The organism is Caballeronia sp. A2-2, from assembly GCF_057612605.2.
Genome location: NZ_JBVFIR010000004.1, coordinates 225618 through 237177 on the forward strand (window position 1 = coordinate 225618; position 11560 = coordinate 237177).

Sequence of the window (11560 nt, forward strand, 5' to 3'; positions counted from 1 at the left end):
GATGGACTTGCAATTGAAGGGTTTAAAAGCGATCGTCACCGGCGGAACGAAGGGCATTGGTCTTGCGATCGCGCAGACGCTCGCGAAAGAAGGCGCGGATGTCGCCATTTGCGCGCGCGATGAAGCCAGCGTCAAGGCGACGGCGGAAACGCTTGCGCAAGCGAACGGCGTACGCGCTTCAGGCGCGCCGCTCGATGTGTCCGATGGTCCATCGCTCAAGGCATGGGTGAAGAACGTCGCAGAAGAATGGGGCGGGCTGGATATCGTCGTCGCGAATGTCAGCGCGCTCGCCATCGGCAACGATATCGAATCGTGGCGCAAGGAGTTCGAGACCGATCTGCTTGGCACGGTGAATCTCGTCGATGCCGCCATGCCGTATCTCGAAGCGAGCAAGGCGGCGTCGATCGTTGCGATATCGAGTGTGTCGGGGCGCGAGATCGACTTTGCCGCTGGCCCTTACGGCGTGTTCAAGGCGGCGCTCGTGCATTACATGCAAGGCCTGGCGAATCAGCTTGCCGCGAAGGGCATTCGCGCGAACACGGTGTCGCCGGGGAATGTCTATTTCGAAGGTGGCGTGTGGGACTGGATCGAGCATAACGATCAGGCGCTGTTCGCCAAGGCGCTCGCATTGAATCCCACGGGGCGCATGGCGAAACCGCAGGAAATAGCGAATGCAGTTGCGTTTATCGCGAGCCCGGCGGCGAGCTTCGTGAGCGGTGCGAATTTTGTGGTGGATGGGGCGCTTACGCGCGGTGTGCAGCTTTGATTGTATTGGGCGATGCTCGAGCTATCGGATAGCGTCGGGTTGCCTTTTTTTAATTCCGAAACGGTTCAAAGATTGGGTTTGGGGTGTTTTCTGGGTGTTCTTTGGGTGTTCTTTGGGTGTTGCGGTTTGGGTTTGCGTGCAAGAGGCTTCGTGTCTTTGGGCTTTTATTGCAGTAGCCGCCTCCCCGGCGGGGGGGTAACTTTCTTTGCTGCTGCAAAGAAAGTCACCAAAGAAAGCAGCTTTTACCCCTCCGCACGCTGGCTGGAAAGGGTTGGTCTGGATTAACGGATGCAGTGGCCGCAATAGGACTTTCCACGCATAACGAGCCGTTTAGGCAACCTTGCGATTGCGCGCTCGAATGCTCTTAGCTCGGTGGACCGCGCTCATTCCTTCGGCCATGCGCTTCGCGCGCCGAGAATGTAAGAACGGAATCCCGCAGCGTATGAGTGCCCAGTCACATCACACCGCATCGCACCTCTCCCATTGAGCCCAACCTTGGTAAGCACTTCTAGGCAAAGCACGCACACCAACGCCAGTCACCTTTTAGTCGGAGCACTAACCAAGGTAGGGCCGAATAGCAATCTAGCGGGGAAGCGTGAGGTGGCTGGGCGTTTATAGGCTGCGGGATTCCGTTCTAAAGTTCTCGGCGCGCGTAGCGCATGGCCGAAAGAATGAATGCGGGCCACTAAGACCAAAGGATTGGAGCGCGTAATCGCGAGGTTGCCCACGCGCTTAAGGAAACGTGGGACGTTCTATTGCGGCCACTGCATCGTTAATCCAGACCAACCTTCTCCAGCCAGTGTGCATGGTGTAAAAAGCTGCTTTCTTTGGTAACTTTCTTTGCAGCAGCAAAGAAAGTTACCCCCCCGCCGGGGAGGCGGCTACTGCAATAAAAGCACAAACAATAGCAGCCCTTTGCAAGCAAAAACAACAAAATCAAATGCACGCCAACGACAGGGAAAAAAACACTGCCTCTCAGGTCAAGTGCCGCCGCCCAACACATTTAACGCGGCGTCCGCGTTTCCTCAATGAACCGCTCCAGCAGCCGTTTGAGTTGCTTCGCATTGCGCGAGCCGAGCGCCTCCTCGATAGCCGCATGGTGCGCATCCACGCCCGGTTGCAGACGGTCCAGCAGCTTGATGCCACGGTCCGTGATATAGACCAGCACCTTGCGGCTGTCCACCTCGTCGGCGGCGCGCAGCACCAGACCGCGGCTCACGAGCTTGTCCACGTTCTTCGTCAGCGCGGGCAGATTCATCAATACTTGCGCGGCGAGTTCGCTCATGGAGTGGCCCGCTTCGTCCGACACAGCATGCAAGATGCGCCAATGCTCCTCGTTCACGCCTTCCTCGGCGGTAAGTTGCGCAAGCCCCGTTTTCATCTGCCGATGCGCGGAAGCGATGAGAAAAGCCAGGTATGAGGAGAGATCGGATTCCGGCATGGTAGATGCTTGAGTGGGGGCGGACAAAACGAATCTTACGCAAACAAATTTTTTTCGGAAAGTACCGGTGCAAAGACTCTTTGTTCCCGGTACGTGATGGTGCGCCCGCGCCATCTCTTGGTGCATTCCGACTCTCTCGATTCCGCCGGGTGGCTCATTCGATGAAGCATCGTTTCCGGTCCCGCCGTCCACGGCAGGAGATGACCATTGCATTGTGCGTGCCGCTGGGCGGCGCGGCAGGACTGTGGGGCCCGTGCGCACTGGCCTCAGCGCAGCTTGCGGTAGACGAACTGAATGCGGCCTCGGGCATGGCGGGCCGGCCATGCAAGCTCGTCACGATCAACGCAGGCGACGACGCGCGCGAACTCGAATCCACGCTGACCGGCTTGATCGGCGACGGCGAGATCGATGCACTCGTTGGCATGCATACGAGCGCGGTGCGGCTCGATCTGTTGAAAGCGGTCGCGGGTCAGATTCCGTTCATCTATACGCCGCTTTACGAAGGCGGCGAACGCACGCCCGGCGTGTTCGCCATCGGTGAGACCACGCGACGGCAGCTTCAGCCCGCCATTCACTGGATCGGCACGCGGCACCGGCCACGACGCTGGTTTTTCGTCGGCAACGATTATGTGTGGCCGCATGCGGCGCATCGGCTCGCGCATCGTTTCGTGAACGAGGCGGGCGCGCAGGTCGTCGGCGAAATGCTTCTGCCGTTCGGCACGGGCGATTACGGCGAGGTGCTGGATGCCATTCGCAAATCGCGCGCGGATGCCGTGCTGCTATCGCTGATTGGTCAGGACACCATCGATTTCAATCGTGCATTCGGCGATGCGGGGCTTTCCAACCGCGTCGTGCGGTTGTCGTGCGCGCTCGGCGAGAACGAATTGCTGGGCATTGGCGCGCGCAACACGGCATCGCTTTATGTGGCGTCCGGCTACTTTGCCTCGCTGCGCACGGATGCGAATCTCGCTTTCAAGGAGCGTTATCGCGGACGTTACGGCGCGCGTGCGCCCACGCTCGACACGTTCGGCCAGTCCACCTACGAAGGCATCCACTTTCTCGGCGCACTCGTGGACGATGCACAACGCCGACGTATTTCAAGCGATGCCGGTCTCGCGCAGCTCGGCCTCGCGCCGATGGCTTACCGCAGCGCACGAGACGCCGCGTACGCGGGCGGGCGCGTGAACCGCGTGCCGATCTATCTCGCACGCGCGGAAGGGCATCAGTTCGATGTGATCGCACCGCTGTAAGACGAAAGCGCCGTCATCCCGTTTTAGTTTCCATGGAAAATAAATAGTTGACGCGGAAAATATGTGTTCCTAACATGGCTCTCGGATCAAGGTACGCCTAAACGACCTCAGGCGCCGTCCGTCACGAATCCGTTCGAGTGAGGAGAAGTCATGGCAGTGAAACGTCCCACGCCCGCTCAGCTTGACGAAGTCGCCACGAGTCTCGGCATGCATCTCTCCGAGACGCAGCTCGCCGCCTATCACACCCTGCTGCAACCCAATTTCGATGCCTACGACATCATCGACGCGCTGCCGGACTATGTTCCGCGCGTCACGTATCCGCGCACGCCGGGCTACCGGCCGCCCGCTGAAGAAAACCGCTACAACGCGTGGTACGTCAAGAGCGAAGTGAAGGGCGCGCCCACCGGCAAGCTCGCGGGCAAGACGGTGGCGCTCAAGGACAACGTGTGTCTGGCCGGCGTGCCGATGATGAACGGCGCCTCCACGCTCGAAGGCTACGTGCCCGATGTGGACGCCACCATCGTCACGCGTCTGCTCGATGCAGGCGCGACCATACTCGGCAAGGCCACGTGCGAATACTTCTGCTTCTCCGGCGGTTCGCACACGAGTTCACCGGCGCCCGTGCATAACCCGCGCAAGATGGGTTACTCGGCGGGCGGGTCGTCGTCAGGAAGCGCGGCGCTGGTGGCCGCGGGCGAAGTGGATCTCGCCATTGGCGGCGATCAGGGCGGCTCCATTCGCATGCCGGCATCGTATTGCGGCATCTACGGCATGAAGCCCACGCACGGCCTCGTGCCCTACACGGGCGTGATGCCGATCGAGCTCACGATCGATCACACCGGCCCGATGACCGGCAACGTGACCGACAACGCATTGATGCTCGAAGTGCTGGCCGGCCCCGATGGTCTCGATCCGCGCCAGTACGCGGGACAAGTAGCGAAGCCTTACGCGGACCTCATGAAAGAAGGCATACGCGGCCTGCGCATCGGCGTGGTGACGGAAGGTTTCGGCTGGCCGCAATCGCTCGAAGCATCGGATGCGAAAGTGCGCGCCGCCGCCGATCATCTGGCCGAACTCGGTGCCAAGGTGAGCGAAGTATCCATCCCGATGCATCGCATTGGTCCGGCCATCTGGTTGCCGATTGCAGCCGAAGGCGCTACGCAACAGATGATGAAGGACAACGGTCACGGCTACAACTGGAAGGGCCTGTATGTGACCAGCATGGTGGACTATCACGCCGGATGGCACGAGCGCGCAGACGAACTCTCCGAAACCCTCAAGATCACCATGGTGCTCGGCGAATACTTCATTCGTCACTATCGCGGGCATTACTACGCGAAGTCGCAGAACCTCTCGCGCCAGCTCACGGCCGCCTATGACGCAGCCTTTGCCGACTACGATCTGCTGCTCATGCCGACGCTGCCGCTTACCGCCACGCCGCTGCCGAAACCGGGCGCAAGCGTGGAAGAAGTCATCACGCGCGCATTCGAGATGTTGCCCAATACCTGTCCGTTCGATTGCACCGGCCACCCCGCCATGAGCGTGCCATGCGGCATGGTCGATGGCCTTCCCGTCGGCATGATGCTGGTGGGCAAGCACTTCGACGAAGCGACCATCTATCGCGGCGCGTATGCATTCGAACAATCCGTAGACTGGATGAAGCTCTAAGCCCGACCCTCGTTATCTAACCGTTGCGCGTCCCTTTCCGGAACTTCCATATGGATCGACGTTCGTTTCTGAAGTCGTCCGCGGCGTCGGTGGCCGCGGGCATGGCGGGATCGTTTCCCTTCGTGGCCGAGGCCGCTGATGAGATTCTCGTCGGCGGTATTACCGATCAGTCGGGCGGCCTCGATATCTACGGCAAGCCGATGGCGGATTGTCTGACCATCGCTGTCGAGGAATGGAACGCGCAGGGCGGCCTGCTCGGCAAGCAGATCAAGCTGCTCAACTACGATCCGCAGTCGAGCATGCAGCTTTACACGCAGTTCGCGCAGCAGTCGGCGTTGAAGGACAAGGTGGCGGTGGTGCATGGCGGCATTACGTCGGCCTCGCGCGAAGTCATGCGGCCGGTGTTGGACCGTTACCGCACGCTTTATTTCTACAACACGCAATACGAAGGCGGCGTGTGCGACCGCAACACGTTCTGCACGGGCGTGACGCCGGGGCAGACAGTGGCCAAGTTGATTCCTTATGCGATGAAGCAATGGGGCAAGAAGGTCTACGTGGTCGCGGCGGACTATAACTACGGGCAGATCACCTCGCAATGGGTGAAGAAATTCGTTCAGGACAACGGCGGATCGGTCACGTCAATCGACTTCTTTCCGCTCGATGTCACCAACTTCGGTTCCACGATTTCAAAGATCGAATCGGCCAAGCCGGACATGCTCGTGTCAGCGCTAGTCGGCGGGTCGCATGTTTCGTTCTATCGTCAATGGGCGGCGGCGGGGCTGCACAAGAAGATTCCGCTCGCCTCCACCACATTCGCGGGCGGCAACGAGCAGATCATTCTGTCTCCTGACGAATGCGACGGCTTTCTGGTGTCGTATAACTACTTCGAAAATCTGGACAATCCCACCAACAAGGCTTTCAAGGAGCGCTTCCACAAGCGCTTCGGCGCGGATTATCCGAACATCACCGAACTGGCGATGGGCACGTACCAGGGCTTCAATCTCTGGGCGCAGGGCGTGAAGAAGGCGGGCAGCATCGACCGCATGAAGGTGATCGAGGCGCTCGAATCTGGAATCAGCATCGATGCGCCGAGCGGCAAGGTGTCCATCGATCCTGCCACGCACCATTGCGTGCTCAACGTGAGCATTGCACAGGTGAAGAACCACAAACTCGATATCGTGCAGACGTTCCAGAATCAGCCGCCGGTCGATACGAGCGCCGTGTGCAATCTGATCAAGAACCCGCGCGACAATCAGCAGTACGTCATCAAGCTTTGAAGCGGTCATAACGAGGAACGACGATGGATCTAGCCGCGATCATCCTGATTCAGATTCTGTATGCGATAGCGAGCCTGGTGGTGATTTCGTCGGGCCTCGCCGTCATCTTCGGCATGATGAAAGTAATCAATCTCGCGCACGGCGAATTCATGATGCTGGGCGCGTATGCCGCCATCGAGGCGATGCGGCTCGGCGTGAATCTGTGGATAGCCATTCTCGTCGTCGCGCCGATCGTGGTTGCGTTGATCGGCGTCGTGCTCGAACGCGTGTTCATTCGGCGGCTCTATGGCCGCATGATCGACACGATGCTCGCGACGTGGGGTTTGTCGCTGCTGCTGATCGGCATCGTCACGTCGATCGCGGGCAACACGACTACAGGCATCTCCGCGCCGCTCGGCAACTTTGCCATCGGGGGATATTCGGTGAGCAGTTACACGCTCGTCATCATCGCGGTGGCGGTGGTGCTTGGCGTGGCGTTGCGTTGGGTGTTGCTGCATACGTCGCTCGGGCTGATCGCGCGCGGCACCATGCAGAACCCGCAAATGGCCGATGCGCTCGGCATCGCGCCGGGACGTGTCTATTCGATCACCTTCGCGGTCGGCGCGGCCTTGTCGGGGCTCGCAGGCGCATTGCTCGCGCCGATGACCGGCGTCGTGCCCACGATGGGCGGCGCGTTCGTCGCGAAGGCGTTCATCACGGTGATCGGCGGCGGGCCTGCGATCGTCGCGGGACTGGTGAGTTCTTCCGCGCTGTTCGGTGCGATCAACCAGATCGCGACCTTCGCGTCCACGCCCGTGTTCGGTGAAGTGGCGCTGCTGATCGGCGCCATCGTGATGTTGCGGCTGCTGCCGCGCGGCATCACCGGACGCTTCTTCAAGGGAGCATTGTGATGACGCCGTTCGAGGGTGCCCGCTCCATTCCCGTGCCCGACGCGCTCTCGCGTTTCTCGAAGTCGTGGAAAAGCGCGGCGTTGTCGCTGGCGGTGGGCGTCATCATGCTGATCGTGCTGCCGCGTGTGCTCGACGACTTCGCGCTCGTGCAGGCCACCGTCTATGCCGTCATGGCGATCCTTGCCGTGAGTCTCGGTTTCGTGTGGGGATTCGGCGGCATTCTGTGTTTCGGGCAATCGGCGTTTTTCGGGCTTGGCGCATACACGTATGCCATCGCCGTGACGAACATGGGCGACAGCACGGTGCCGTTTCTGCTCGCCATCGTCTTGCCTGCGGCGTTTGCAGCGGTGCTCGGCTATCTGATTTTCTACGGGCGATTGTCGGATGTGTACATGGGCGTCATTACCCTGACTGTCACGCTGATTCTGTTCAATGTGGTCAACTCCACCGCTGGCCCCGAATGGAAAATCGGCAATGCACCGCTTGGCGGATTCAATGGCATTCCTAACATCGCGCCGCTCAACACGCCGGGCAATATCGATGACGTAATAAGCCCGCGCGGTCTGTTCGAACTGTCGCTCGGCGCATTGCTTGGCGTTTATCTCTTGTTGCGCGTGTTGCTGGCTTACAAGGTCGGACGCGTGATCGTGGCGAGCAAGGAGAACGAACAACGCCTGCTGTTGCTCGGTTACGATTCGCGCGTCTACAAGCTCTTTACCTTCGTGCTGGGCGCGGCTATCGCGGGATTGTCGGGATGCCTCTTTGCCAACTGGGGCGCGTTTACGAGTCCCGGCGTGTTCGGTCTTGCGCAATCGGCGCAGATCATCATCTGGGTCATCGTGGGCGGGCTGGGCACGCTTGTCGGGCCGGTGGTCGGATGCGTCGCGATTCAGTGGATCACCACGCAAATCGGCACGCAGCAGACCATCAACTCGAATCTGGTGCTGGGCGCGATTCTCGTCGTGTTCGTGTTGATGGTGCCGAAGGGCATCGTGCCGAGCATCGGCGAAGTAGGGATGCGTGTTTTCAGCGCAATGCGACCCAAGCGTGTGCCGCCGAAAGTAACGAACGAAGCGAAGGAAGCCGCATGACGACGCCGCTGCTCGAAACCCGTCAGCTCAATGTTCGATTCGGCGGCGTTCACGCCACGCGCGATGTCAACTTCACCTTGGCGGAAGCCGAATTGCGGTGTGTGATCGGCCCGAATGGTGCGGGCAAGAGCACGTTCTTCAAGTTGCTCACGGGTCAGGTCAAAGCGACTTCGGGCGAGATACTTTTTCGCGGAAAAGACATTACGTCGATGCAGCCGCACGAACCGGCGCGTCTTGGCATCGGCATCAAAACGCAGGTGCCGAGCCTGTTCAACGGGCTTTCCGTGTGGGAGAACGTATGGCTCGCGGCGCGGCGCGTGAATACGCCCAGACAGACCGAGCGCGTGACGCGTGAAGTGCTCGAGCGTGTGGGCATGCTGTCGCATCGCGAAGCCATAACCGGGCTTCTGGCGCATGGCGAACGTCAATGGGTTGAACTCGCCGTGGTGATCGCCGCCGACCCGCCGCTCATTCTGCTCGATGAACCCGCCGCCGGCATGAGCGATCTCGAAGTCGCGCGCACAGCGGAGCTCATCATGGAAATCAACCGAAGGCATGCGCTCGTAGTCGTCGAACACGACATGAGTTTCATTCGACGCATTGCCAAGACGGTGACGGTGCTGCATCAGGGCGCGGTCGTGCGCGAAGACACGCCCGAGCGCATCATGAGCGATCCGTTCATCCAGCAAATCTATCTCGGCAAGAAGCCGCACTGAACGGAGGCGCGATGCTGGAAGCAACAGGCCTGTGCGCGGGATACGGCGGAATTCCGGTGCTCTATGACGTGGCGCTTGCCGTGCGCGACGGCGAATCCATCGGCATACTCGGCCATAACGGCATGGGCAAGACCACGCTGCTGCGCACGCTGATTGGCGCATTGCCAGCGACAGCGGGCACGCTGCGTCTCAACGATGAAGACATCACCTCATTGCCGCCGCACGCGCGCGCCAAACGCGGCATGGCGTATGTGCCGCAAGGGCGCGAGATATTCCCCACGCTCACCGCTTACGACAATCTGCGGCTCGGGCTCGTGAAGACCGGGCGCAAGCCTGACGAAGCCCTCGGCGCGCTGCTCGAAGATTTTCCGCGATTGAAGCCCTTGCTCGATCGCGCGGGCGGGTCGCTGTCGGGCGGCGAACAGCAATTGCTCGCCTTGGCGCGCGCGCTCGCGGGCGAACCGACGCTCTTGCTGCTCGACGAGCCGACCGAAGGCATTCAGCCTTCGATCATCGAGGAAATAGCGGAAACGCTCGTGACCTTGCGTGAGCGGCGCGGATTGACCATCGTGCTGGTGGAACAGAATCTCGATTTCATCGCGGCCGTCTCACAGCGCGTGCTTGTCATTCGACGCGGGCATCTCGGCGGTGAGATCCCGCGCGAACATCTCATGGATCTTGATAAGGTCAGCGAATATACCGGCGTGGCGGCGTAATCAATCGGCAAGCATTTGCGCGGCCTTTTCAACGGCCGCCGCACGCATCGCCCGACGCTCGGCACTAAGCGACAAAGCGCGCTCGACAATGTCCTTCGGCGCGACGAACGGCGTTCCCGCATTGAACGGCGGCGCCGGATCGTACTCGATCTGCAACTGAATCTGCTGCGCGATCGCATCGCCTGCCACATCCGCCGCGACACGCAAGGCCATGTCGATTCCCGCCGTCACGCCACCCGACGTATAAAAATTCCCGTCGATGGTCATCCGATCATCCGACGGAACCGCGCCGAATCGAGCCAACAGTTCGCGCGCTTGCCAGTGGCTTCCCGCACGACGTCCGCGCAGCAAACCCGCCGCGCCCAGCAGCAACGAACCCGTGCAGATGCCGAAGACATACTTCGCCGCCTTAGCCCGCTCGCGAACGAAGCGCACGATGTTCGGATCGAGCATGGCGGTATCCGTTCCCGGTCCGCCGGGCACCACGAATAGTTCGTAGGTCGAAGCGGTTTCGAAATCCACATCCGGTTGAATGACGAGACCTTTATCCGTGCGCACGGGCGAACGCGTCGGCGCGACGACTTCCGTTCGCCATCCCGGCAAGCGCGCCAGCACTTCCAGCGGGCCGGTGAGATCGAGTTGCGTCATCTCCGGGAAAAGCAGCAAGCCTGCGACTTTCGTTTGGTTGGATTGCGTCATGAATTCCTCCATTCGATGACGACATTAGACCTGCAGAGGCATTGGCAAAAAAGACAGAAATCGCGTATTTTGTGCCAATGACCAAAATCGTTAAATCTGCTGCACGCCGGATCGTGATCTTCGCTTACGAAGGCGCGCAGCCCATCGACGTATCCGGCCCGCTCCAGACATTCGACACCGCGGGCGAAGAATCCGCAAGCGCGCGTTATAAATGCAGCGTCGTTTCCGCCGAGGGCGGCGCGGTGCGTCTGCAAAGCGGCATGACCGTGCTCACCGAAAAGCTGCCGAAGGGCGCGCGCATCGATACGTTGCTGATACCGGGCGGGCCGGGTGTGCATGCGGCGCGTCGATCGCCGGAGATCGTGCGCTATGTGCAGAACCTGGCGAAGCGCGCGGAACGGGTGTGCTCCGTCTGCACGGGCGCGTTCCTGCTGGCGCAAGCCGGGTTGCTCGACGGGCTCGATGCAGCAACACATTGGCGCGCGTGCAGCGCGTTATCGCAAGAGTTTCCGGCCATCCGCGTGCAGCCCGATCCGATCTGGATTCGCGATGGCCGCATCTGGACATCGGCGGGCGTGACCGCTGGCATCGATCTCGCACTGGCGATGGTCGAAGCCGACCACGGCAGCGCGCTGGCGGCACAGACCGCGCGCAGGCTCGTGGTGTACATGCGGCGTTCGGGCGGACAGGCGCAGTTCAGCACGCCGCTCGCGCTGCAATCGTCGGATGCATTCGGCACGCTGTTCGACTGGCTCGACAAGAACCTGCATCGCTCATTGAAAGTCACCGATCTTGCCGACGAAGCCAACATGTCGCCGCGCACGTTCATTCGTCATTTCACGGAAAAGACCGGCAAGACCCCGGGCAAGGCGCTCGAAGGATTGCGTCTCGAACGCGCGCAATCGTTGCTGACAACGACCACGCTTTCGTTATCGGCCGTCGCGCGGCGAACAGGCTTCGGGCGCGAAGAACGCTTGCGCAATGCGTTCGTCAGGCAATTCGAAATTGGCCCGGCGCAATGGCGCGAGCGCTTCGGTGAAACATGA

The 11560-nt window shown here is 60.7% G+C and carries 11 protein-coding genes; 9 read left to right on the top strand and 2 right to left on the bottom strand.

All coding sequences use genetic code 11. The features are described from left to right. Position 1 precedes the first annotated feature (1 nt). The gene (locus ACZCWR_RS31950; RefSeq protein ID WP_487306684.1) at positions 2-766 is read left to right on the top strand and encodes an SDR family NAD(P)-dependent oxidoreductase; all 765 of its coding nucleotides are present in this window, start codon (positions 2-4) and stop codon (positions 764-766) included. 1003 nt (positions 767-1769) lie between these two features. Here the strand turns inward: ACZCWR_RS31950 and ACZCWR_RS31955 are convergent. After that, a complete protein-coding gene (locus tag ACZCWR_RS31955; RefSeq protein ID WP_487306685.1) occupies positions 1770-2207 on the bottom strand; it encodes a MarR family winged helix-turn-helix transcriptional regulator in 438 nt (145 codons plus the stop codon). 200 nt (positions 2208-2407) lie between these two features. Here ACZCWR_RS31955 and ACZCWR_RS31960 point away from each other — a divergent pair, with 200 nt between their 5' ends. From ACZCWR_RS31960 to ACZCWR_RS31990, 7 genes are all read left to right on the top strand, one after another. Then, a complete protein-coding gene (locus ACZCWR_RS31960; RefSeq protein ID WP_487306686.1) occupies positions 2408-3457 on the top strand; it encodes a substrate-binding domain-containing protein in 1050 nt (349 codons plus the stop codon). 150 nt (positions 3458-3607) lie between these two features. Beyond that, complete coding sequence (locus ACZCWR_RS31965) at positions 3608-5125, top strand: amidase (protein ID WP_487306687.1); 1518 nt, start codon at positions 3608-3610, stop codon at positions 5123-5125. Positions 5126-5175: 50 nt separating this feature from the next. Further along, the gene (locus ACZCWR_RS31970) at positions 5176-6402 is read left to right on the top strand and encodes a transporter substrate-binding protein (protein WP_487306688.1); all 1227 of its coding nucleotides are present in this window, start codon (positions 5176-5178) and stop codon (positions 6400-6402) included. 23 nt (positions 6403-6425) lie between these two features. Then, complete coding sequence (locus ACZCWR_RS31975) at positions 6426-7292, top strand: branched-chain amino acid ABC transporter permease (RefSeq protein WP_487306689.1); 867 nt, start codon at positions 6426-6428, stop codon at positions 7290-7292. Then, positions 7292-8383, top strand: coding sequence for a branched-chain amino acid ABC transporter permease (locus ACZCWR_RS31980; RefSeq protein WP_487306690.1), 1092 nt, complete (start codon positions 7292-7294; stop codon positions 8381-8383). The genes ACZCWR_RS31975 and ACZCWR_RS31980 overlap by 1 nt, the downstream gene beginning before the upstream one ends. Next, entirely contained in the window at positions 8380-9099 is a 720-nt protein-coding gene (locus ACZCWR_RS31985; RefSeq protein WP_487306691.1) for an ATP-binding cassette domain-containing protein, read from the top strand. Before ACZCWR_RS31980 ends, ACZCWR_RS31985 begins: the two co-directional genes overlap by 4 nt. An 11-nt stretch (positions 9100-9110) precedes the next feature. After that, the gene (locus ACZCWR_RS31990) at positions 9111-9815 is read left to right on the top strand and encodes an ATP-binding cassette domain-containing protein (protein ID WP_487306692.1); all 705 of its coding nucleotides are present in this window, start codon (positions 9111-9113) and stop codon (positions 9813-9815) included. Here ACZCWR_RS31990 and ACZCWR_RS31995 read toward each other — a convergent pair whose 3' ends face one another. Beyond that, positions 9816-10514 (bottom strand): DJ-1/PfpI family protein, encoded by a 699-nt coding sequence (locus ACZCWR_RS31995; RefSeq protein WP_487306693.1) that lies wholly within the window; start codon positions 10512-10514, stop codon positions 9816-9818. It abuts the gene before it with no gap. A gap of 77 nt (positions 10515-10591) precedes the next feature. Here ACZCWR_RS31995 and ACZCWR_RS32000 point away from each other — a divergent pair, with 77 nt between their 5' ends. Further along, positions 10592-11560, top strand: coding sequence for a GlxA family transcriptional regulator (locus ACZCWR_RS32000; RefSeq protein WP_487306694.1), 969 nt, complete (start codon positions 10592-10594; stop codon positions 11558-11560).